This window comes from Nonomuraea sp. B12E4, assembly GCF_039871825.1.
Classification (GTDB): Bacteria; Actinomycetota; Actinomycetes; order Streptosporangiales; family Streptosporangiaceae; genus Nonomuraea.
Genome location: NZ_JBDPME010000006.1, coordinates 232434 through 253822, shown reverse-complemented (window position 1 = coordinate 253822; position 21389 = coordinate 232434). Strand labels below are relative to the sequence as shown.

The following is a 21389-nucleotide window of genomic DNA, read 5'->3' as shown; positions in this document are numbered from 1 at the left end:
CAACCGCACGTCGCGCCAGGTGGGCGATGTGCGGTGCGGCGGGCTCGGCCACCATCGAGTCATGAGCGATTTCCTGACCCGTAGAACCGCCCTTCACTACGCCGCCGTCGCGGGCGCCGGTGCCGCCGGCGCCGGCCTGACCGGGGGCGGGAAGCCCCGGAGGGTGACCACGTTCGTGCTGGTGAGCGGCTCGAACGGGATGCCCTCGACCGACCCCGAGCTCGTGCTGCGCGGGCACCGCGTGGTGGGCGTGAGCCTGCCGGGACACGGCCCCGAGCAGCAGTTTCACCGCGCCTACCAGGCGCCGCAGGACCTGGAGGAGCTGGCCGCGCTGCCCTCGCCGATGCGGGGCGTGCGGCTGGAGGACTATGTGGCGGCCGCGGTGGACGCGGTCCGCAGGGCCGCCGAGCACGGGCCCGTGATCCTGGTGGGCGGCAGCCTGGGCGGGGCGGTGATCACGAAGGCCGCCGACGAGGTGCCCGACCTGGTCGACCACCTCGTGTACGACACCGCGTTCTGCTGCACGGAGCTGGCCACCCCCGCCGACTACATCAACACGCCGGAAGGGCAGGACAGCCTCACGCCCGGCCTGTTCACCGGCATCGTGGGCGATCCGGCGGCGCTCGGGGCGGTGCGCATCAACTGGCGCAGCGCTGACCCGGAGTTCCTGGCGGCGGCGAAGGCGGCGTTCATGGCCGACGCGAGCGAGGGCGAGTTTCTGGCCATGCTCAACATGTTGTTCCCGGATGAAACGCTCCACCTGGCGAACGGCGACGCGCGGGGCGACAAGCGGGCGTGGGGGCGGGTGCCGCGTAGCTACATCAGGCACACCCGGGATCGGACGATCCCGCTCGCGCTGCAGGACCGGATGATCAGGGAGGCGGACGCGGCGACGCCGGGCAACAAGTTTGAGGTCTTCACGGTGGAGGCGGCCCATGCGCCGACGGCGGCGGCATACGCCCGGATCAGGGAAATTCTGCACCGGCTCGCGAAATGAGAAAACGCACGTCCCCGCGCGGGAACATGCGTTCAATCGAATGTGCTGGGGTACCAGGACTCGAACCTAGACTAACTGAACCAGAATCAGTCGTGCTGCCAATTACACCATACCCCACCGTACGTGGCCCCCTCAGGGAACCGCGCTTGGCGACGTCCGAAAGAATAGCCCAGCTCCGGGGGTAAGACCAAAACGATTACCCGACAGGCCCTCCCGCTCCGCCGACGCCGGGCCGGTCGTGCCAAGCTGAAGGGGACAAAACACCACGTGGAGGAGCCCAAGCGTTGGCCGAGAACCCCTTCTTCGCCCCCAGCAACCTGCCTTACGAGCTGCCCCCCTTCGCGGACATCCGGGAGGAGCACTACCTGCCCGCGTTCGAGCTCGGCATGGCCGAACAGCTCGCCGAGGTCGAGGCCATAGCGGGCAGCACGGAACCAGCGACGTTCGACAACACGATCGCCGCGCTGGAACGGTCGGGACGGATCCTCGACCGCACGGCCACGGTCTTCTTCAGCGTCGCGGCCTCCAACTCGACGGACGGCATCATGGAGATCGAGAAGCAGATCTCCCCCGAGCTGACCAGGCACGGCGACGCGATCCGGCTCAACAGGGCGCTGTGGGCCCGGATCAAACAGGTGACCACGGACGACGCCGAGGAGTCCTGGCTGCTGGAGAAATACCGCGACGACTTCATCAGGGCCGGGGCCGACCTGTCGGAGTCGGAGCAGGCCCGGCTGCGCGAGCTCAACGAGGAGCTGTCGAAGCTCTCGACGCGGTTCTCGCAGAGCCTGCTCAAGGCCTCCACCGAGTCGGCGCTGGTGGTGACGGACCCCGCGGAGCTCGACGGCTTCGACCAGGCCAAGATCGAGTCACTGCGCAAGGACGGCGAATACGTCCTGCCGCTGCTCAACTTCACCAACCAGCCCGGCCTGGCCCAGCTCACCGACCGCGACGTGCGCCGCAGACTTTACGAGCTGAGCGTCGGACGCGCGCCCGGCAACTTCGAGCTGGCGGCCAGGATGGCGGCGTTGCGGGCGGAGCGGGCGGCGCTGCTCGGCTTCCCCAACCACGCCGCCTACATCGTGGCCGACCAGACGGCCAAGACCGTCGAGGCGGTCGAGGAGATGCTGGGCCAGCTCGTCGGCCCGGCCGTGCGTAACGCGCGCAAGGAGGCCGAGGCGCTGGCCGAGCAGGCCGGGTTCGAGATCGAGCCGTGGGACTGGTCGTACTACTCCGAGAAGGTGCGCCAGGCCCGCTACGACTTCGACGGCGCCGAGATGCGGCCGTACTTCGAGCTCAACCGGGTCTACCGGGACGGCGTCTTCTTCGCGGCGACCAAGCTGTACGGGATCACGTTCGCCGAGCGGCCCGACCTCGGCGGCTACCACCCCGACGTGACCGTGTTCGAGGTGTTCAACGAGGACGGCGGCCGGCTCGGCCTGTTCGTGCTCGACCCGTACGCCCGGGCGACCAAGCGCGGCGGCGCCTGGATGAACAACCTGGTCGACCAGTCCTTCCTGTTCGGCCAGTTGCCCGTGGTGATGAACAACCTCAACGTCACCAAGCCCGCCTCCGGGCCGACGCTGCTGACGTACGAGGAGGTCAACACCGCCTTCCACGAGTTCGGGCACGCGCTGCACGGCCTGTTCTCCCAGGTGCGTTACCCGCGCGTGTCCGGCACCAGCGTGCCGCGCGACTTCGTCGAATACCCCTCACAGGTCAACGAGATGTGGGCGACCTGGCCCGAGGTGCTGGCCAACTACGCCAAGCACCACGAGACGGGCGAGCCGATGCCGGTCTCGCTGGTGGACAAGCTGACGGCGGCGGAGAAGTTCAACCAGGGCTTCAAGACCGTCGAATACCTGGCGGCGACGCTGCTCGACTGGGCCTGGCACAAGCTGGCGCCCGGGGAGACGGTGGCCGACGCCGAGGCGTTCGAGGCCGCGGCCCTGGAGGCCGCCGGGATCGCGTTCGCGCTGGTCAGGACGCGCTACCGGACCAACTACTTCGCGCACATCTTCGCCGGCGGCTACAGCGCCGGCTACTACTCCTACATCTGGAGCGAGGTGCTGGACGCGGAGAGCGTGGAGTGGTTCAAGGAGAACGGTGGGCTGACCAGGGCCAACGGTGACCACTTCCGCGGCGAGCTGCTCTCGCGCGGCGGCAGCCTCGACCCGCTGACCGCCTTCCGGAACTTCCGGGGGCGCGAGCCGAGCATCCAGCCGCTGCTCACGCGTCGCGGCCTCGACTAGTCCCTGCGCGCGGTGGGCCGGAACGCTCCGGCGTTCGCCACGGCCCGGCCCACTGCGCGAACATGCTCGGTCAGCCCTGGAGGCGTGTCAGGGCGGCGCGCAGGCGCTCCTGGGCGCGGGCGCGGCCGAGCACCTCGATCGACTCGAACAGCGGCAGGCCCACCGTCCGGCCGGTGATCGCCACCCGCACCGGGGCCTGGGCCTTGCCCAGCTTGAGCCCCTGGGCCGTGCCGACCTCCTCCAGCGCCTCCTTGAGCGACTCGGGGTCCCAGCTCACCGTCTCCAGGCGCGCCAGGTAGCCGGCGATCATCTCCACCGGGGAGTTCTTCATCCCCTTGTCCCAGGACGCCTGGTCGAAGACCGGCTCGTCGAGGAAGAGGAAGTCGACGTTCTGCCGGATCTCCGACAGCACCCCGAGGCGGGTCTGGGCCAGCGCCGCGACCTTGCTGAACAGCTCGCGGTCCCAGGTGGGCTCAAGGTAGGGCAGGCAGCGCTCCTCGAACGTCTCCAGCGGCAGCGCCCGGATGTACTCGCCGTTGAACGCGCGCAGCTTCTTCTCGTCGAAGAACGCGCCGGCGGAGTTGACGTCCTCCACCTTGAACAGCGGCACCATCTCCGACCACGGCATGATCTCGCGGTCGTCGCCGGGCCCCCAGCCGAGCAGCATGAGGTAGTTGACCATGGCCTCGGCGAGGTAGCCCTCCTCGCGGTAGCTCTCCAGCGCCACCTTGTCACGGCGCTTGGACAGCTTCTTGCGCTGCTCGTTGACGATCACCGGCAGGTGGCCCCAGACCGGCGGGCTGGCGCCGAGCGCGGGCCAGAGCAGCATCTGCTTGGCCGCGTTGCCGAGGTGCTCCTCCCCCCGGACGACGTGGGTGATGCTCTGCGTGATGTCGTCGACCGCGTTGGCCAGCACGTAGAGCGGCGAGCCGTCGGTGCGGGCGATGACGAAGTCCTCCTGCGCGTCGTTGGGGAACTCCACCTTGCCGCGCACGAGGTCGTGCACCACGGTGACGCCCTCGTCCGGGGTGCGGAAGCGCACCGCGCCCTCGGTCAGGCCCCGGTCACGGCAGAAGCCGTCGTAGCCGCGGTGCTCGGACCCGGTGCGGGCGACCAGCAGCTCGCGCGTGCAGTCGCAGTAGTAGGCCCGGCCGTCGGCCAGCAGCTTCGCCACCGCCTCGCGGTGCTGCGGCTCGTACGCCGACTGGAAGTAGGGGCCCTCGAACGCCTCGTTGGAGCCGTTGATGCCGATCCAGTCGAGCGCGGAGATGATGCCCTCGATCCACTCCGGACGGTTTCTGGAGGCGTCGGTGTCTTCGATGCGCAGCACGAAGCGGCCGCCGGACTGTTCGGCCAGCGCCCAGTTGAACAGCGCGGTGCGGGCGCCGCCCACGTGGAACATGCCGGTTGGGGACGGGGCGAACCGCACCCGTACTTCAGTCACGGGAGACCACCTTGTTCGTGAGTGTGCCGATGCCTTCGATGCCGACGCTGACCTCGTCGCCGATCTCCAGCGGGCCGACACCCGCCGGGGTGCCGGTCAGGATGACGTCGCCGGGGATCAGCGTCATGACCGCGCTGACGTAGGCGACCAGCGCGGGGATGTCGTGGATGAGCTGGCTTGTGCGTCCACTCTGCCTGATCTCGCCGTTGACCGTGGTCGTCAGCGCCAGATCGCTCGCGTCGAGATCGGTCTGGATCCACGGCCCGAGCGGGCAGAACGTGTCGAACCCCTTGGCCCGGGTGAACTGCACGTCCTTCTTCTGCAGGTCGCGGGCGGTGACGTCGTTGGCGCAGGTGTAGCCGAAGATGACGTCCTTGACGCGCTCGACCGGCACCTCCCGGCACAGCCGGCCGATCACCACGGCCAGCTCCCCTTCGTAGTCGACGCGGTCGGACAGCGTCGTGGGGTAGGCGATGCTCTCTCCGTGGCCGATCACCGTGGTGGACGGCTTCAAGAAGATCAGCGGCTCCTCGGGCACCTCGTTGCCCAGCTCGGCCGCGTGCTCGGCATAGTTCCGGCCGATGGCCACCACTTTGCTCGGCAGCATCGGGGCCAGCAGCTTCACCTGGGACAGCGGGAACCGCTCACCGGTGAACTGCACCTCGCCGAAGGGATGCCCGGAGACGGCGGAGACGAACTCCTCCCCCGGGCCGCCTTCGACCACGCCGAACGACACGCCTTCGCCTGTGGAGAACCTCGCAATACGCACCCGACAAGGCTATCGCCGCCGCCGGAGGGGTCTGCCCACCCGGCGACCCGCCACAAGTAAAGTCAGCGCCTGTCGATAAATGTCCCCAAAATCCTTTTCATTGCGCATTAGCCATGTAGCAGCGGTTATGTCACCTTACTGAGGAGTCACATTTGGGGGGTGACGGATCGTGGCGGACACAATGTCCAACCGAGCCGCGGGGACCGGCGAGGCGAAGACCACGGTGCCGCGGGCCAGGACGCAGGAAGACGGCCCCGGCGGCGCGCTGGTCACCGAGCGGGGCACCACCACCATCGACGACGTTGTCGTCGCCAAGATCGCCGGACTGGCCGCACGCGAGGTGTCCGGGGTCCACGACATGGGCGGGGGCGCGGCCCGGGCGCTCGGCAGCGTACGGGGCATGGTCAGCGGGGAGCGGAGCGTCACCCAGGGCGTGTCCGTGGAGGTCGGTGAGCGGCAGGCCGCCGTCGACCTGGACCTGGTGGCCGAGTACGGCACCGCGATCCCGGACCTGGCGGGGGCCGTGCGGCGGAACGTGATCACGGCGGTCGAGCGGATGTGCGGGCTGGAGGTCACCGAGGTCAACATCAGGGTCGACGACGTACACCTGCCCGACATGGACCGGGACCGGGGCATGGAGGAGCAGGAGACGGAGCCCGGCCAGGAGCCGCGGGTCCGATGAGACCCACCGGCCCGAACCCGGGAACGACCGCCGGCCCGGATCCCGGCGCACGCCCTGGTGCGCGTTCTGGTGGCAACGTCGGTGCACGCTGCGGCGCGGACACCGGGGCCGCGGCAGGCGCGCACACCTCCGTCGCGGGCGAGGATCCGGCAGCCGTCCACGGCCGATCCGCCGTCGGTGAGGCCGGGGGGATCGCGGAGCGCGTACGGGGTTGTCCTGGAGTGGCCGGGTTGTCCGGGGGGCCGTTCGGGACGGTGGCCACGTACCTGCCGGGCGCGCGGCTTTCGGGCGTGTCCGTGGACGAGCGAGCGGTGGAGATCTCCATCGTCGCCACGCTGGACCGCCCGCTGCCGGAGACCGCCGACGAGGTGCGGCGGGCCGTGGCGGACCTGGTCGGCGAACGCCGGGTGAACGTCCGCATCGACGACATCGTGGAGAGATCATGAACAGCAACCACTGGATGCCCGTGATCGGCATGGCGGCGGGAATCGTGCTCGGGCTGGCCGCGGCGTTCGGCGGGCTGGGCGCGTTCCTGCTCGTGCTGGTGCTCGGCGCGGTCGGCTTCCTCGTCGGATGGATCGTCGAGCGCGGCGAGATCAAGCTGCCGAACGCGCCCGGGAAGCGCCGATGACCACCGGCGGCGGCCGGCCGCAGGCGGGCGCCGTGACGGTGCCCGCGCAGCGCCCCGTGCCGCCCACGGCGCCGGAGCGGCGCGGGCGCACCGAGGTCGCCGACCGGGTGGTCGCCAAGCTCGCGTGCCGGGCCGCCATGGAGGTGCCCGAGGTGCGTGGCGTGCGTCTCAAGGGCGTTCCGTTCAAGGGCAGGCCGGGTGATGGCGGGCTGTGGGGGCGCACGTCGAGCGCGGAGGTGCACGGCGACCGGGCCACCGTCCACCTGGCCGTCGGCGTCGCCTACCCGGCACCGCTGCGTGCCGTGGGCAGGCGGCTCAGGGAGCACGTGATCCGCCGCGTCGCGGCCCAGACCGGCGTGCACGTCTCCCGCCTCGACATCACCATGACCGACGTGGACGGCGAACTGCCATGACAACGCGGGACCCGGACGACAGAATCCGGCCGGAGGCTCGCGCCGTTCCCGCCGAACCGGCGGGCGCGCACCGGGCGGAGCGCGTACCCCAGGCCGAGGGGGCGTACGTGCCCGAAGGCCCCTATCAGGTTGTCCCGCCGAGGCGGGACAGGGGGGCCGAGCGGGCGGTCAGGCGGATGTTCCGGCCGTACCGCAGGATTCCGGCCGTCGTGGTGGCGGCGCTGCTCACGCTCCTCGGCCTGCTGGCGGCCGCCGAGACGATCTCCGCGCTGGCCGGCCGGCCGCTGCGTCTCGTCCCCTACGACCGCATGCTGGGCTGGGCGTCCACCACCGCGTGGGCGAACCCGCTGGTCGCGCTCGTCTCGGCGATCGTGACGCTGCTCGGGCTGGCCCTGCTGGCCACCGCGCTGGTGCCGGGCCGGCCGACCCTCATGCCGGTACGCAGCCGCGACCCCGACCTGGCCATCGGCCTGCGCCCGAGGAGCGTCACCCGGGCCCTGGCCCACGCCGCCGAGGAGGTGCCGGGCGTGCGCTCGGCCCGCGTCAGGATGCGCCACCACACGGTCACCGTCAGGCCCGTCACGTCCGGGTGGGACGAGGAGGGACGGCGCCAGGCGGTACGCGATGCCGTGCTCACCCGGCTGGCCGGGCTGGACCTGGTGGAGCCGTACCGGGTCGTCGTCGGCGGGAAGGAGCGCGAGTGAACAGGAAGACCGCGCGGGGCAACCGGTGGGGGCTGGCACTGGTCGGGCTGGTGCTGGCGATCCTCGGCGGGCTCGCGCTGGCCCGCGGGCTGGGCGCGTTCCCGCGGACCTGGCCGGCCGGCGCACCGATCGTGGACGGCGGGGTGCGCGGGTTCTTCGCGCGTACCAGCCCGTGGATCTGGTGGGCGGTGGCGCTGGCCGCGATCGTGATCGCGCTGCTGGCGCTGCGCTGGCTGTTCGTCCAGGGGCGCGGGCGGGCGCGCGGCATGGTGCGCGTCGAGAGCGGCCCGGCGGGCGTCACGGAGGTGACCGCGGAAGGCATGGCGCACGCGGTGGCCGCCGACGTCGCCACCGGCCCGGCCGTACTGGACGCCGACGCCGACGTGGCAGGACCGAGGCCGCGGGTACGGCTGCGGGTGGCCGCCGACGAGGCGGCCCCGATGTCCGAGCTGGCCGGGCACCTGACCACTGTCACGCTGGTTCGCCTGCGCGACGCGCTGGAGCAGGATCATGTACCGGTGGTGGCCCGCGTTAGCCTGGAGCCCTCACCTTCGCGGCACCGGGTGGTGCACTGACGAGAGGGGCCTGTGTTGTCCGTCGTGAAGATCAACGTGCTGACCGTCCCCGCCGACATGCGGGAGGAGCTCGAACGGCGCTTCTCCAACCGGGCGGGGATGGTGGAGTCGGCTACCGGGTTCGAGTGGTTCGAGCTGCTCAGGCCGGTGGAGGGCACCGACCGCTACCTCGTCTACACGCGCTGGCGCAGCGAGGAGGACTTCCAGGCGTGGCAGCAGGGGGAGGCGTTCCAGCGCGGGCACGCCCAGGCGGCACAGGACGCGCGGGCTCAGGGCCACGGGCAGGGTCACGGGCACGGGCAGGGGCCCGCCGCGACGGACTCGGAGGTGTGGACCTTCGAGGTCTCCGAGAGCGCCGGGCCCAAATCCTGACGACTTACGCGTCCAGGGGGTCGCGGGCGATACGGTCCACGATTTACGCGTCCAGGGGATTGCGGGCGATGCGGTCCACGATGCCGCCGCGCACGAACTTGCCGGCGTAGCTGGACGGCTTGCGCGCCCCCTGCTCGGAGATGCACACACCGAACTCCTTGGCGATCTCCAGCCGCGGATAGTGCTCCAGCACCTCGCGGCGCAGGTCCGCGGGGATCTCGCCGGTACGCCGGCCCGAGATGTCCATCCCGGTGGAGAGCTCCAGCAGGTGGCCCTCCGGGTCCTCCTCCAGCGGGACCTCCTCCCACATGTGGCGGATGATCACCTCGCTGGCGCGTACCCGGCGCTCGGGCGACCAGCCGGCCCCCGCGCAGAAGGCCCAGGCCACGTGCCCGCCGGCCTCCTCGTACGGCACCGTCTGGCTGTCGAACTCGGCGACCAGCCCGATGTCGTGCAGCATGGCCGCCACGTAGAGCAGCTCGGCATCGAAGGAGATGCCGTTGCCGCGCGCGTAGGCCGCCGCCCACAGGTAGGCGCGCACGGAGTGGTTGAGCAGCGAGGGCGTGTGGTAGCGGGCCGCCACCTCGAGCGCGCCTCGGCACGCGGGCGTGTCCGGGATCACGAGATCGTCGAGTTTCACTCCACCAGCATGTCTCGGCGGTGCGGACATGTGCCAGCCGGGGGGCTCGGTTAACGAATCATGCATTCCACTTGACCAGTTGATCTCCGGTCCGAAAGCATGTCCCGCCCTCAACTTCTGTCCCGGAAGGAAACTGGCGTGCGCCGCCTCGCGATATCTCTTGCCCTCATGCTCGCACTAGGCGGGCTGGTGAGCCCCGCGCACGCCGACAAAGTGGCCCGCACGGCGGAGTGCCAGGGTGACTGGTTACCGGCCACCCCGACGGCGAGCGACGTCATGCAGGGCGAGATCTCGCTGGTGGGGCTGCCGCCGTACAAGCTGGGCAAGAAGATCAACTGGGGTGCGAGCCCGTACAACAACCGCTCCTGGGAGTTCGTCTTCCAGTCGTTGCGGTGGATGGGCTCGCTGGCCGTCGAGTACGAGAACAGCGGCGAGCAACGCTACCTCAACCGCGCCACCGAGATCGCCAAGGACTGGGTGGCCAACAACAAGCGCGGCGCCCGTACGACCAAGTCGTACGTCTGGCAGGACCACCCCGTCTCGCTGCGCACGCAGGCACTGCTGTGCCTGAGCATGCACGTCAACGAGAGCTGGCTCAAGGAGAGCCTGGCCGAGCACGCCAAGCTCCTGTCGGACCCGCGGCTCTACAAGAAGGGCCACAACCACGGCATCGACCAGGACATCGCGCTCATGGGCATCGGCTGCCGGTATGACCGCAAGGACTGGACGAACCTGGCGATCAACCGGCTGACCGGCACCGTCAAGCTCGACGTCGACGCGCAGGGCGCGCTCATGGAGCAGGCTCCCCGCTACGCCGTCTACGTGCACAGCCGCCTGCAGGTCGCGATGACCAACATGAAGGCGTGCGACCGCAGGGTCCCCGCCGAGATCGCCAAGCGGACCGATGCCCTGAAGGACTTCGTCGCCCACTCGACCATGCCGAACGGCTACATGGTGCCCCTCGGCGACGGCAGCGCCGAGACCGAGCCGAAGATGGAGACCGGCACGCCGAAGCAGGAGGTCCGGACCTACCGCGCCGGTTACGTGTTCGGCCGCACGGCCTGGGGCAAGCCGGACTCGGCCTACTACTCGCTCCGCTACGGGCCGGGCATGAAGTTCCACGGGCACGAGGACCATCTCGGCGTGACGTACTACGCCCAGGGCCACGACATCCTCGTGGACGGCGGCTTCCACTCCTACGAGAAGAGCGCCTACCGCTACTGGACGCTCTCGCCGGAGGCGCACAACGTCCCGACGGTGGTCGGCGCCCGCTTCAAGCCGCGCACCGCCTCGAAGCTCGTGGCCACCGAGTACGGCGACGACCGCCAGTCGTTCAAGCTGACCGACAAGGCGTACGGCGTGGCCCGCACCAGATCGGTCCTGGTGAACCACGGCGAGGACCTCATGGCGGTGCTCGACACGGCCTCCGGAGGCAAGAAGATCAGGAACCTGTGGCGCTTCGACCCGTCACTCAAGCTGATCTCCAAGAGCGGCGGCAAGGTGGTGCTCGGGGACGACAAGTTCAAGGTCTCCCTGGTGCAACTGTCGTCCTGCGAGCGGGTCGGCGGGCAGCAGGTGGAACGGGGCGGGAAACTGGGCTGGGCCTCCCCCGCGTACCTGTCGAAGAAGCAGACCAACGTGGTGATCTCCCCACCCGCGAAGTCCCTCCTGACGGCGATCGTCCCCGGCACCGACTCCCCCAAGGTCTCCTGCTCATCCAGCAAGGTCACGGTGAACGGCATCTCCTTCCCCACTGACCTCTTCTGAGCAGCCGCACCCACCCGTTACCCGGCTACACGGTGGGCCGCCCGAACCCCACCCCGACAACCACGCTCGCCCAGCACCCACCCGTTACCCAGGGGTATCACTCTAGGTGTGGGAACGATCACTATGGGTAGATGATCGGAAGTAAATCCTTCCACTCAGCGCTCGCGTGACCGCTGGACTTCTGGGCGGCTGTCTGATCGCACACATAGCTGGTAGGCCGGCTGCCGCCTTCGTTGATTCGCCAGTTAGCGGGAAGGTATGGGATGGAGAGTCCGAAATCGCGATCCTTATCCGTCGATACCAGGCATGCCGCTCCGAGGCACTCCCCCAGAGTCTTTCGCGCCGAAGAATTGAAGAGGTTGGATCAGGAATGGAACTGAACTTGAACGAGGAACTCACCACCGCCGCGTGGCGGAAGTCCTCGTTCTCGGGCGACAACGGCAACTGCCTTGAGGTCGCACCGCTGTCCAAAGGCCGCGTCGGCATCCGAGACACCGAGCAGTCGAACATGCAGCCCTATGTGGTGAGTGCATCTGTGTGGGATGCGTTCACCAAGGCAGTAAAAGCGGGAGAATTCGACTTCTAACACCCTGACGAGACATAGGAGAGGCCCGGAATGCCGAGCCTCTTCTTTTTGCTGGCTGCGCCACCCGCATTGTGTGGTACCACATACACATAGCACGCGTACTGTGCCCAAGATCGGGGGTAATTTTTGCTGGCAAGCATCTCGCAGAGAGGATTTCGACGTGGCAACAGCACAGTTCTCCCCGTGAGGCTTGGGTCGAATGACCTAACTGAGGCCGTTCGCACCGGAACACGACTCCGACGACTGACATGCCCTCATCGCCGAACACCGTGTTGGTCGTCACGTCATTGATCGACGAGACGGCCAACGCGGCGAAATACCACAGCGACGGCGCGAACACCCTCCGTCACTGCACAGGCTGGAAGAGTGAACGTCGAGTCCCAGTACGCCAACCATCGCGTCTATCTCATCCCCGCCAACCTCAGTGAGCTGACCGGGCCGGTCACGGGTGTGATGGTGTTACCGACTCGATTGGGACTGGTCGGAACAGCGTTTCTACCACCTCTCGAACAACCGCCACGTGGGGTTGATGTACGAACGCGTGATCCGTGAAGCGACTCACCTCGAAGATCTGCGAACGTATCTGAACCACGAGACGCTGGTCCGAGTCTGGCGTTCCCTGTACTTGCCGGTCCAGGCCAGACAAGCCTGGGAAGCACGGTTTCCGGGACTGGCGCGGGCCGAGTAGCACCGATGGATCCGTTTGCATGAACTCGTCGCGCGGATCATCCCGAAGGTGACAGAACGGCGAGGCTTCTCTCTCGCCGGGGGCTACGCTGTGCAAGCTCATGGATTGCGATTCGCCCTCGATCTTCCGACCGCCAACCATTGCGACCGCTCGATCGGCCGAAGGCCCCTCGCCTGGGCGAAGCCCACGATTGGGCAGCCCGAGCGGTAGCGAGGACCGCTCGGGGCGGGCGCACATGGCCCACCGTGTAACCAGGTAACGGGTGGGCGCTGGGTGGGCGCCCACCGTGTGGCCTGGTAGCGGGTCAGTGCATGGTGATGGTCAGAGGGTTTCGCGGCCTGCTCTCAGGAGGCCGTACGTGACCGCCTGCTCCAGAGCCTGCCACGACGCGTCGATGATGTTCTCCGCCACCCCGACCGTCGACCACTCGGCGCGGTCGTCGCTGGAGGTGACGAGGACTCGGGTGATGGCGTCGGTGCCGTGGGTGCCCTCCAGGATGCGGACCTTGTAGTCCACCAGCTCCAGTTTGGCCAGCTCCGGGTAGAGCTGCTCAAGGGCCAGCCGTACGGCCTTGTCCAGGGCGTTGACGGGGCCGTTGCCCTCGCCGGTGGCCACGATCCGCTCGCCCTTGGCGTGCACCTTGACGGTGGCCTCGCTGACCAGTTCGCCGCCCTTCGTGCGCTCGACGATGACCCGCCAGGACTCCACCTCGAAGTGGCGCTTGCGCCGGCCGTGTACGGTGTCGCGCAGCAGCAGTTCGAAGGACGCGTCGGCGGCCTCGAAGGTGTAGCCGCGCGACTCCAGGTCCTTGACCCGGTCCACCAGGGCCTTGGTGTGGTCGGGGGTCAGCTCGTAGCCCAGTTCGCGGCCCTTGAGCTCCACCGACGCCCGGCCCGCCATGTCGGAGACGAGCATGCGCATGTCGTTGCCCACCTCGGCCGGGTCGATGTGCTGGTAGAGGTTCGGGTCCACCTTGATGGCGCTGGCGTGCAGGCCGGCCTTGTGGGCGAAGGCGGAGGTGCCGACGTAGGGGGCGTGGGAGTTGGGGGTGACGTTGGTCACCTCGGTGATGGCGTGGGCGATGCGGGTCATGTCGGCCAGCGCGCCGGTGGGTACGAGGTCGAAGCCGCGCTTGAGCTGGAGGTTGGCCACGACCGTGAAGAGGTTGGCGTTGCCGGAGCGCTCGCCGTAGCCGTTGGCGCAGCCCTGGACGTGGGTGGCGCCGGCCTGGACGGCCGCCAGGGTGTTGGCCACCGCGCAACCGGTGTCGTCGTGGCAGTGGATGCCGACCCGGGCGCTGGTCCGTGCCGCCTCCTGGACGACCTCCCCGAGCTCGTCCGGCAGCATGCCGCCGTTGGTGTCGCACAGGGCGATGACGTCGGCCCCGGCCTCGGCGGCGGTCCTGACGACCTCCAGGGCGTAGGCGGGGTTGGACTTGTAGCCGTCGAAGAAGTGCTCGGCGTCGAGGAATACCCGCTGGCCCTCCGCTCGCAGGTGGGAGACCGTGTCGCGGATCATCGCGAGGTTCTCCTCGAGAGTCGTGCGGAGGGCCAGCTCCACGTGCCGGTCGTGACTCTTGGCGACAAGGGTCACGACCGGCGCGCCGGATTCGCGCAACGCGGCCACCAGTGGGTCGTCGGCGGCCTTCACACCGGCCCGGCGGGTCGCGCCGAACGCGGCTAGTCGCGCGTGCTTCAGGTCGAGCTCTGTTCGGGCCTGCCTGAAGAACTCTGTGTCCTTGGGGTTGGCGCCCGGCCAGCCCCCTTCGATGAAGCCGACGCCCAGGCTGTCCAGGTGGCGCGCGATGGCGAGCTTGTCGGCGACAGTCAGGTTGAGCCCCTCCTGCTGGGCGCCGTCACGCAGCGTCGTGTCGTATACGTGGAAGCGGTCGTCGGCCATGGGTTCTCTCCGGAAGTCTTCGACTGGTTCTGGAGTTCTGGTGGGTCTGCGCGGGTTCTGCGGATCTTGGAAAACAAAAAGACCCCTCACGGACGTGAGAGGTCTGCGCGCCGGCGGTCTCCCTTGGTCAGCCGGCGCGCCTGCCGATAATGAGCAGACCGCTGAACATAGTGCTCATCAGTCTGCCACACGTGGTCACCATCTGGCACATCGATCTCACCTTGTGGGATGAGTGTCGTTACACCACGACACCGTCGCCCTGGGTGATGACCCGTTCGAGGGCCGCCGGGTCGAACGCCTCCTGGCCCAGCATCTGCCCGTCGAGCAGCACCGTCGGGGTGCCCTCCAGCCCTGCCTTCGCCGTCTGCTCCAGATGGTCCTTCGCGTACGACTGCGAGGTGACACACTGGTCCACGTCCGCTCCCGCCTGCCTGGCCGCGCTGGCCAGGTCCTCGACGGTGAACCCGGAGGCCACGCCGTGCGGCGCGGGCTGCATGGCGTACAGCTCGTCGCGGAAGGTCAGCCAGCTCTCCTCGGGCACGCAGCGGGCGGCAGCGGCGGCGCGGACGGAGTTGGAGCGCATGGGCTCGTCCTGGAAGATCGTCACGGTGTGGAAGACGACCTTGACCTTGCCCTCCATGGCCAGCCGCCGGATGGTGGCGTCCACCCTGGCGTGCAGGTCCTTGCAGACGGGGCAGTCGAAGTCCTCGTACAGGTCCAGCACGGGTGCGTCGCTGGACCGGTCGGCCAGGACCATGCTGCCGTCGACCTGGCGGCTCAGCCGCACCCCGTCCGGCGACGCTCCCGGCTCCGAGAACGCGAGCACCCCGAGTGCGGCGATCGCCACGCACGCCGCGGCGACCGCTACCAACCGCTTCATCATCAGCCCACTTCCCACGTCATTGATCGCGCAGACCCTACCGGAAACGGAAACAATGGCCGTATGAAGGCATACTTCCTGGACCCCGCCGTGGCGCAATATGTCCAGACTCACAGCTCTTCACCCGACCCGCTACTGGAGGAGCTGGCCAAGGAGACCGCGGCCGCCACCGGAGACTCCGCGGGCATGCAGATCTCCCCCGACCAGGGCGCTTTCCTCACGATGATCACCCGGCTGGCGGCGCCCCGGGTGGTCGTGGAGGTGGGGACGTTCACCGGCTACTCGTCCGTGTGCATCGCCCGCGGGCTGACCGGCGGCCGGCTGCACTGCTTCGACGTGAGCGAGGAGTGGACCTCGATCGCCCGCCGCTACTGGCGCCGGGCCGGGGTCGAGGACCGGATCACGCTCACGCTCGGGCCCGCGCTGGAGACGCTCGCCGCCTTCGACGAGACCGTCGACCTGGCCTTCCTCGACGCCGACAAGGGCAACTACCCCGGCTACTACGAGCTGCTGGTCGCCCGCCTGCGCCCGGGCGGGCTGATCATCGCGGACAACACGCTGCGCAGGGGATGGGTGGCCGACCCCGCCCACGAGGAGACCACGACCGTGGAGATCCGCGAGTTCAACGAGCTGGTGATCGAGGATCCGCGGGTGAGCGTGCTCATGATGCCGTGGGCGGACGGCATGACCATGATCACGAAGCACTGAGGTGGGACCGCCCGCCGGCACGGGCGATCCCACGGCCCCCGACTAGACGATCTTGTGGACCCAGTTGTGGGTGTCGGGGCGGGAGCCGTACTGGATGCCGACGAGCTCCTCGCGCACCCGCGTCGTCACGGGGCCCTGCGTGCCGTCGCCGACGGTCCAGGCGCGGTCGGCGCCCTTCACCGTGCCCACGGGCGTCACCACGGCCGCCGTCCCGCACGCGAACACCTCCGTGAGCTCCCCGGACGCGCACCCCGCCTGCCACTCGTCGACCGAGATCAGCCGCTCCTCCGCCTCCAGGCCCAGCTCGCCGGCCAGCGCCAGGATGGAGTCGCGGGTGATGCCGGGCAGCAGGGTGCCGGTCAGCGCCGGGGTGACGAGCTTGTCGCCGAAGACGAAGAACAGGTTCATCCCGCCCATCTCCTCGACGTACTTGTGCTCGTGGGCGTCCAGCCACACCACCTGGTCGCAGCCGTTGGCCACCGCCTGCCGCTGCGCCACGAACGCCGCCGCGTAGTTGCCGCCGCACTTCGCGAAGCCGGTGCCGCCGGGAGCGGCCCGCGTGTACTCGGTGGACAGCCAGACCGAGACGGGCTTGACACCCCCCGTGAAGTACGAGGCCGCGGGCGAGGCGATGACCATGTACCGGTAGGTCTTCGACGGGTAGTTGACCCCGAGTCCCGCCTGCGTGGCGATCATGAAGGGGCGCAGGTAGAGACTGTGCCCCTCGGTCGTGGGCACCCACTCCTTGTCGGTCTCGACGAGCAGCTCCAGCGACTCCACGAACGTCTCCTCCGGCAGCTCCGGCATGGCCATCCGGACGGCCGAGTGGTTGAAGCGGGCGGCGTTCGCGTACGGGCGGAAGGTCACGATCGAGCCGCCGCTCTGCCGGTAGGCCTTGAGCCCCTCGAACAGCTCCTGCGCGTAGTGGAAGACCGCGGTGGCCGGGTCGAGGGAGAGCGGCCCGTACGCCGCGAGCCGGGCGTCGTGCCAGCCGCGGCCCTCGGTGAAGTCGATGGAGATCATGTGATCGGTGAAGAAAGTCCCGAAACCGGGGTTCGCCAGTACCTGCTCCCGCTCGGCAGCGGTGCGAGCGTGGTCGGAGAGCTGCACGTCGAAGCTGAGCTTCTGAGCGACGGTCATGACGGAGGTCCTTCTCTCTGCGGTTCTGCGCAATCTACCGAAGTCTGTGGGAGTGGGGCACTGCCCGAGGGCGGTGCGTACCTTCCTATTGTCTCGCTATATGGGATGACAAGCGGCTGATGGGGTGGTTCGCCGGTCCGCACACGAAAAAGCGCCTGGAGGTCCTCGTGGGAACCGCCAGGCGCTCGTGGGGACTAGGCGGTCCTAGCCGGATACTCGCGCGGTGATCTCGTCGCCGATCTCACTGGTGGTGCGGCTCGCCCCGCCGGCCAGCCGGTCCACGAGGTCGTCGGCGACGGCCTGCTCGACCCTGGCCGCCTCGGCGTGCAGCCCGAGGTGGTCGAGGAGCATGGCGACCGACAGGATCGTCGCGGTCGGGTCGGCCTTGCCCTGCCCGGCGATGTCCGGCGCGCTGCCGTGCACCGGCTCGAACATGCTGGGCGCGGCGCCCTCGGGGTTGATGTTGCCGCTGGCCGCCAGGCCGATGCCGCCGGCGATGGCCGCGCCGAGGTCGGTGATGATGTCGCCGAACAGGTTGTCGGTGACGACCACGTCGAACCGCTCGGGCTGGCTCACGAAGAACATCGAGGCCGCGTCGATGTGGCTGTAGTCGGTGGTGACCTCGGGATAGTCCGCCGCCACCCGGTTGACCGTGCGCTGCCACAGGTCGCCGGCGTAGGAGAGCACGTTGGTCTTGTGGACCAGGGTCAGCTTCTTGCGGGGGCGCGACCTGGCCTTCTCGAACGCGTAACGCACCACGCGCTCGACGCCGTGGGCGGTGTTGAGCGACTCCTGGGTGGCGATCTCGTGGGGTGTGCCGCGCCGCATGACGCCGCCGGTGCCCGCGTAGAGGCCCTCGGTGCCCTCGCGGACGACGATCATGTCGATGTCCTCGGGCGACTTGCCGGCCAGCGGCGTCGTCACACCGGGGAACAGCTTGACCGGCCGCAGGTTGACGTAGTGGTCGAACTCGAACCGGATGCGGAGCAGGAGCTCGCGCTCGAGCACGCCCGGCGGCACGCTGGGGTCGCCCACGGCACCGAGCAGGATCGCGTCATAGCCGCGCAACTCCTCGAGCACCGCGTCGGGCAGCGTCTCACCGGTGCGGTGATAGCGCGCGGCGCCCAGGTCATAGTGCGTGGGCTCGAACTTCGTGCCGACGGCCTCCAGGACCTTGAGCCCTTCGGCCACGACCTCGGTGCCGATGCCATCCCCGGGGATGACGGCCAAGCGGATGTTACGCGACTCCATGGCGGTACCTTACCGGCTCGTCTCGACTGACGAACACACCATCTCATTTCTCGGACGTCCGATTTTAGGTGGTTTACAACGCTTTGACCGTTTCGTTAGAGTTCGTCCAGCCTAATCCGCACACCGCTGTGTGGAGCCGGGGACCCAAATCTCCCCTGGGGCGAGTCGGCAGCCGCCGTAGGGCCACTTCCAGGCCCGAGCCCGTCAGCTAACCCGGTAGGCCACGTGGAAGGACAGACCATGCCTCGCATCACCACCTGCCTTGCGGCCACCGCCGCCGGGCTCGCCCTGGCCTCTCCCGCCCAGGCCGCCACCTCCCACAGCCCCGACGTCGTCCGCCCCCAGGCCGCCGACTCCGGCGCGATCACGCTGACCGGCCCCCAGGTCAAGCACGTCCAGCAGAAGAGCCAGCCCAAGCCGGCCTGGAAGATCGCCCTCAACTTCGCCATGCGCAAGCGCGGCATCCCCTACGTCTGGGGCGGAACCAGCGACAGCGGGTACGACTGCTCCGGACTCACGCTCAAGGCGTACGCGCACGCCGGGATCGAGCTGCCGCGAACCGCGGCGGAGCAGTACAACGCGTTCTCCAGGAAGATCTCCTGGAACCATCTCAAGCCCGGTGACCTGGTCTTCTTCCACGGACTGGGGCACGTCGGGATGGTCTCCAGACCCGGTTACATGGTGAACGCGCCGCACACCGGTGACGTGGTCAAGGAGGAGCCGCTCTCTGACTGGCGCAGGGAGGCGTTCGTGGGCGCCGTCCGGCCCGACCCCAAGGGCGTACGGCTCTCCACGAAGCAACACAACGACCCACCGCCTGCCATGCTCACCGCCACCCTGTGAGCGGACGCGGCCCCGCGGCACCACCGCGGCACCACCGCGGGGCCGCCGCGGGGCCGCCCGGTCACGGCCTCGCAGACGACAAGGCCCTGCCGGGGATGAAGCGGTCGGCCGGTTCTACCGGCTGGAGTTCTGGGGCGCGCCGCCGTTGTCCCGACGGTCCAGCGCGATCTGCAGGGCCTCGGCGGCCTGGTCCTCGTGCTCTTCGGCGCGGTTGGCGGCATACATCTCGTACATGTGACTCATCTCATTTCGCGAGCGTGCCAATGGGGACTCGGATCCCGATCGCGAATCCGATCGGGCCTGACCTCGTGGTCCGGGTCGCGGACCGGACGAAAAGGGGCTTACCGGCCGACGCATCGCCACACCCCGCGGCGGGTCGTCGACCTGCCCTAACAGGCCCCGCCGCGGCAGGTAATGAGTACGAGAACCTGGCGCATATCCCCACCACAGTACCCCGAGCGTCTCGTTGGATGTCCTAGCATCTCGTATCGTGAGACAAACAAGGGGGCCGCCCCCGGTGTGATCCGGGTGGCGGCCCCCTTTGTGGAGCAGGGTCGCTCAGTCCTCCAGGTCCACCGAGCGGCCGCTCTCGGCGCCGATCTCGGCCACGATCTGGTCGGCCACGTCGGCCGGGATCGCCGAGTCGACGGTCAGCGCGATGAGCGCCTTGCCGCCCTTGACGTCCCGGGCCACCTGCATGGAGGCGATGTTGATGCTGTGCTCACCGAGCAGGCGGCCGACCACGCCGACGATGCCGGGCCGGTCGGTGTAGGTGAAGAAGCACAGGTGAGCCGTCGGCTCGATCTCCATCTCGTAGCCGTTGACCTCGACGATCTTCGTGATCTGCCGCGGGCCGGAGAGCGTGCCCGAGACCGAGACCTGACGTCCGTCGGCGAGCACGCCGCGCACGGTCACGACGTTGCGCCAGTCGGGGCTCTCGGAGCTGGTCACCAGCTCCACGGCGATGCCGCGGTCCTTGGCCAGCAGCGGCGCGTTGACGTAGGTGACCTGCTCCTCGATCACGTCGGTGAACACGCCCTTGAGCGCGGCCAGCTCGATCACCCGCACGTCCTGGGAGGCGATCTCGCCGCGCACTTCGACGTCGAGCTTGGTGGCGACCTCGCCGGCCAGCGCGGTGAACACCCGGCCCAGCTTCTCCGCCAGCGGCAGGCCCGGCTTGACGTCCTCGGCGACCACGCCGCCCTGGACGTTGACGGCGTCCGGCACGAACTCGCCCGCGAGCGCCAGCTTCACGCTGCGCGCGACCTGGGTGCCGGCCTTCTCCTGGGCCTCGTGCGTGGAGGCGCCCAGGTGCGGCGTGGCGACGACCTGGTCCAGCTCGAACAGCGGGCTGTCGGTGCACGGCTCCTTGGCGAACACGTCGAGGCCCGCTCCCGCGACGCGTCCCTCCTTGATCGCCGAGTAGAGCGCGCCCTCGTCCACGATGCCGCCGCGCGCGACGTTGATGATGCGTACGGACGGCTTGACCGCGTGCAGCTCCCGGTCGCCGATGAGCCCGATCGTCTCCTTGGACTTGGGCAGGTGCACGGTGATGAAGTCGGCCTGCTTGAGCACCTCGTCGAGGCTGAGCAGCTTGACGCCCATCTGCGCGGCGCGCGCCGGCGGCAGGTAGGGGTCGTAGGCGATCAGCTCGACGCCGAAGGGCTGCAGCCGCTGCGCCACGAGCTGGCCGATCTTGCCCAGGCCGAGGATGCCGACGACCTTCTCGTCGAGCTCGACACCGGTGTACTTGGAGCGCTTCCACTCCCCGTTCTTCAGCGCGGCGTGGGCCTGGGCCGTGTTGCGCGCGCTGGCCAGGATGAGCGCGATGGTCTGTTCGGCGGCACTGGTGATGTTGGAGGTCGGAGCGTTGACGACCATGACACCGGCCTTGGTGGCCGCCTCGACGTCAACGTTGTCGAGGCCGACACCGGCCCGGGCCACGACGCGCAGCTTGGGCGCGGCGGCGATGGCCTCGGCGTCGACCTGCGTGGCGGAGCGCACGATCAGCGCGTCCACCTCCGCGAGGGCGGGCAGCAACTGGGAACGGTCGGCGCCGTCGGTGTGGCGGACCTCGAAATCAGCGCCGAGTACGGCCAGGCCGGCTTCGGACAGTTCCTCTGCGACCAGAACGACGGGCTTGTTCAC

General features: G+C 69.1%; 21 protein-coding genes, 1 tRNA gene and 1 riboswitch. Of the genes, 13 read left to right on the top strand and 9 right to left on the bottom strand.

The genetic code is table 11. From position 1 onward, the window contains the following. The first annotated feature begins 61 nt into the window (after positions 1-61). Entirely contained in the window at positions 62-997 is a 936-nt protein-coding gene (locus ABGB18_RS17040; protein ID WP_347696476.1) for an alpha/beta hydrolase, read from the top strand. A 45-nt stretch (positions 998-1042) separates the two neighbouring features. On the opposite strand, the gene ABGB18_RS17035 is transcribed toward ABGB18_RS17040, so the two are convergent. Beyond that, positions 1043-1114, bottom strand: a tRNA-Gln gene (locus tag ABGB18_RS17035). 167 nt (positions 1115-1281) lie between these two features. Between ABGB18_RS17035 and ABGB18_RS17030 the strand changes: the two genes are divergently transcribed. After that, entirely contained in the window at positions 1282-3249 is a 1968-nt protein-coding gene (locus ABGB18_RS17030; protein WP_347696475.1) for a M3 family metallopeptidase, read from the top strand. Between the two features lie 70 nt (positions 3250-3319). Here the strand turns inward: ABGB18_RS17030 and gltX are convergent, their stop codons facing one another. Together gltX and ABGB18_RS17020 are read right to left on the bottom strand one after the other, a co-directional pair. Further along, on the bottom strand, positions 3320-4693 hold the full coding sequence (gltX, locus tag ABGB18_RS17025; protein WP_347696474.1) for a glutamate--tRNA ligase: 1374 nt from the start codon (positions 4691-4693) through the stop codon (positions 3320-3322). Then, complete coding sequence (locus tag ABGB18_RS17020) at positions 4686-5462, bottom strand: fumarylacetoacetate hydrolase family protein (RefSeq protein WP_347696473.1); 777 nt, start codon at positions 5460-5462, stop codon at positions 4686-4688. The genes gltX and ABGB18_RS17020 overlap by 8 nt, the downstream gene beginning before the upstream one ends. Positions 5463-5631: 169 nt before the next feature. Here ABGB18_RS17020 and ABGB18_RS17015 point away from each other — a divergent pair, with 169 nt between their 5' ends. Genes ABGB18_RS17015 through ABGB18_RS16985 form a run of 7 tightly spaced genes read left to right on the top strand, consistent with a single transcriptional unit; the run spans position 5632 to position 8839 of the window. Then, complete coding sequence (locus tag ABGB18_RS17015) at positions 5632-6144, top strand: Asp23/Gls24 family envelope stress response protein (RefSeq protein WP_347696472.1); 513 nt, start codon at positions 5632-5634, stop codon at positions 6142-6144. Beyond that, complete coding sequence (locus ABGB18_RS17010; RefSeq protein WP_347696471.1) at positions 6141-6590, top strand: hypothetical protein; 450 nt, start codon at positions 6141-6143, stop codon at positions 6588-6590. Before ABGB18_RS17015 ends, ABGB18_RS17010 begins: the two co-directional genes overlap by 4 nt. Next, positions 6587-6775, top strand: a complete 189-nt coding sequence (locus ABGB18_RS17005; protein ID WP_347696470.1) for a DUF2273 domain-containing protein — start codon at positions 6587-6589, stop codon at positions 6773-6775. The genes ABGB18_RS17010 and ABGB18_RS17005 overlap by 4 nt, the downstream gene beginning before the upstream one ends. Beyond that, the gene (locus ABGB18_RS17000; protein ID WP_347696469.1) at positions 6772-7188 is read left to right on the top strand and encodes an Asp23/Gls24 family envelope stress response protein; all 417 of its coding nucleotides are present in this window, start codon (positions 6772-6774) and stop codon (positions 7186-7188) included. The genes ABGB18_RS17005 and ABGB18_RS17000 overlap by 4 nt, the downstream gene beginning before the upstream one ends. Further along, positions 7185-7892, top strand: coding sequence for a DUF6286 domain-containing protein (locus ABGB18_RS16995; RefSeq protein ID WP_347696468.1), 708 nt, complete (start codon positions 7185-7187; stop codon positions 7890-7892). The genes ABGB18_RS17000 and ABGB18_RS16995 overlap by 4 nt, the downstream gene beginning before the upstream one ends. Further along, the gene (locus ABGB18_RS16990) at positions 7889-8467 is read left to right on the top strand and encodes an alkaline shock response membrane anchor protein AmaP (protein ID WP_347696467.1); all 579 of its coding nucleotides are present in this window, start codon (positions 7889-7891) and stop codon (positions 8465-8467) included. Before ABGB18_RS16995 ends, ABGB18_RS16990 begins: the two co-directional genes overlap by 4 nt. Positions 8468-8482: 15 nt before the next feature. Then, on the top strand, positions 8483-8839 hold the full coding sequence (locus ABGB18_RS16985; RefSeq protein WP_347696466.1) for an antibiotic biosynthesis monooxygenase: 357 nt from the start codon (positions 8483-8485) through the stop codon (positions 8837-8839). Between the two features lie 43 nt (positions 8840-8882). On the opposite strand, the gene ABGB18_RS16980 is transcribed toward ABGB18_RS16985, so the two are convergent. Next, positions 8883-9479 (bottom strand): HD domain-containing protein, encoded by a 597-nt coding sequence (locus ABGB18_RS16980; RefSeq protein WP_347696465.1) that lies wholly within the window; start codon positions 9477-9479, stop codon positions 8883-8885. A gap of 168 nt (positions 9480-9647) precedes the next feature. On the opposite strand from ABGB18_RS16980, the gene ABGB18_RS16975 reads away from it, so the two are divergent. Both ABGB18_RS16975 and ABGB18_RS16970 read left to right on the top strand, forming a co-directional pair. Then, complete coding sequence (locus ABGB18_RS16975) at positions 9648-11246, top strand: heparinase II/III family protein (RefSeq protein ID WP_347696464.1); 1599 nt, start codon at positions 9648-9650, stop codon at positions 11244-11246. Between the two features lie 382 nt (positions 11247-11628). Beyond that, entirely contained in the window at positions 11629-11832 is a 204-nt protein-coding gene (locus ABGB18_RS16970; RefSeq protein WP_347696463.1) for a DUF397 domain-containing protein, read from the top strand. Between the two features lie 1009 nt (positions 11833-12841). Here the strand turns inward: ABGB18_RS16970 and cimA are convergent. Both cimA and ABGB18_RS16960 read right to left on the bottom strand, forming a co-directional pair. Further along, positions 12842-14419: a citramalate synthase gene (gene cimA / locus ABGB18_RS16965; protein WP_347696462.1), complete on the bottom strand. Its 1578-nt coding sequence runs from the start codon at positions 14417-14419 to the stop codon at positions 12842-12844. Between the two features lie 238 nt (positions 14420-14657). Then, on the bottom strand, positions 14658-15302 hold the full coding sequence (locus ABGB18_RS16960; protein WP_347696461.1) for a thioredoxin domain-containing protein: 645 nt from the start codon (positions 15300-15302) through the stop codon (positions 14658-14660). 60 nt (positions 15303-15362) lie between these two features. On the opposite strand from ABGB18_RS16960, the gene ABGB18_RS16955 reads away from it, so the two are divergent. Beyond that, complete coding sequence (locus tag ABGB18_RS16955; protein ID WP_347696460.1) at positions 15363-16007, top strand: O-methyltransferase; 645 nt, start codon at positions 15363-15365, stop codon at positions 16005-16007. A gap of 42 nt (positions 16008-16049) precedes the next feature. On the opposite strand, the gene ABGB18_RS16950 is transcribed toward ABGB18_RS16955, so the two are convergent. Together ABGB18_RS16950 and ABGB18_RS16945 are read right to left on the bottom strand one after the other, a co-directional pair. Then, positions 16050-17147: a branched-chain amino acid aminotransferase gene (locus ABGB18_RS16950; protein ID WP_347696459.1), complete on the bottom strand. Its 1098-nt coding sequence runs from the start codon at positions 17145-17147 to the stop codon at positions 16050-16052. A gap of 204 nt (positions 17148-17351) precedes the next feature. Continuing rightward, on the bottom strand, positions 17352-18398 hold the full coding sequence (locus ABGB18_RS16945; RefSeq protein WP_347696458.1) for a 3-isopropylmalate dehydrogenase: 1047 nt from the start codon (positions 18396-18398) through the stop codon (positions 17352-17354). A gap of 98 nt (positions 18399-18496) precedes the next feature. Then, a riboswitch (cyclic di-AMP (ydaO/yuaA leader) is annotated at positions 18497-18636 on the top strand. A gap of 2 nt (positions 18637-18638) precedes the next feature. Here ABGB18_RS16945 and ABGB18_RS16940 point away from each other — a divergent pair. After that, positions 18639-19241: a C40 family peptidase gene (locus ABGB18_RS16940; protein ID WP_347696457.1), complete on the top strand. Its 603-nt coding sequence runs from the start codon at positions 18639-18641 to the stop codon at positions 19239-19241. 558 nt (positions 19242-19799) lie between these two features. On the opposite strand, the gene serA is transcribed toward ABGB18_RS16940, so the two are convergent. After that, positions 19800-21389 carry a phosphoglycerate dehydrogenase gene (serA, locus tag ABGB18_RS16935; protein ID WP_347696456.1) on the bottom strand — a complete coding sequence of 530 codons (1590 nt, stop codon included), beginning with the start codon at positions 21387-21389 and terminating at the stop codon, positions 19800-19802.

Bases quoted from the DNA above. Each gene is read 5' to 3' on its own strand.
- ABGB18_RS17005 (WP_347696470.1), top strand. From the start codon at position 6,587: ATGAACAGCAACCACTGGATGCCCGTGATCGGCATGGCGGCGGGAATC.
- ABGB18_RS17040 (WP_347696476.1), top strand. From the start codon at position 62: ATGAGCGATTTCCTGACCCGTAGAACCGCCCTTCACTACGCCGCCGTC.
- ABGB18_RS16950 (WP_347696459.1), bottom strand. From the start codon at position 17,147: ATGACCGTCGCTCAGAAGCTCAGCTTCGACGTGCAGCTCTCCGACCAC.
- ABGB18_RS16995 (WP_347696468.1), top strand. From the start codon at position 7,185: ATGACAACGCGGGACCCGGACGACAGAATCCGGCCGGAGGCTCGCGCC.
- ABGB18_RS17000 (WP_347696469.1), top strand. From the start codon at position 6,772: ATGACCACCGGCGGCGGCCGGCCGCAGGCGGGCGCCGTGACGGTGCCC.
- ABGB18_RS16955 (WP_347696460.1), top strand. From the start codon at position 15,363: ATGAAGGCATACTTCCTGGACCCCGCCGTGGCGCAATATGTCCAGACT.
- ABGB18_RS17010 (WP_347696471.1), top strand. From the start codon at position 6,141: ATGAGACCCACCGGCCCGAACCCGGGAACGACCGCCGGCCCGGATCCC.
- cimA (WP_347696462.1), bottom strand. From the start codon at position 14,419: ATGGCCGACGACCGCTTCCACGTATACGACACGACGCTGCGTGACGGC.
- ABGB18_RS16960 (WP_347696461.1), bottom strand. From the start codon at position 15,302: ATGATGAAGCGGTTGGTAGCGGTCGCCGCGGCGTGCGTGGCGATCGCC.
- ABGB18_RS16940 (WP_347696457.1), top strand. From the start codon at position 18,639: ATGCCTCGCATCACCACCTGCCTTGCGGCCACCGCCGCCGGGCTCGCC.
- ABGB18_RS16945 (WP_347696458.1), bottom strand. From the start codon at position 18,398: ATGGAGTCGCGTAACATCCGCTTGGCCGTCATCCCCGGGGATGGCATC.
- ABGB18_RS16975 (WP_347696464.1), top strand. From the start codon at position 9,648: ATGCTCGCACTAGGCGGGCTGGTGAGCCCCGCGCACGCCGACAAAGTG.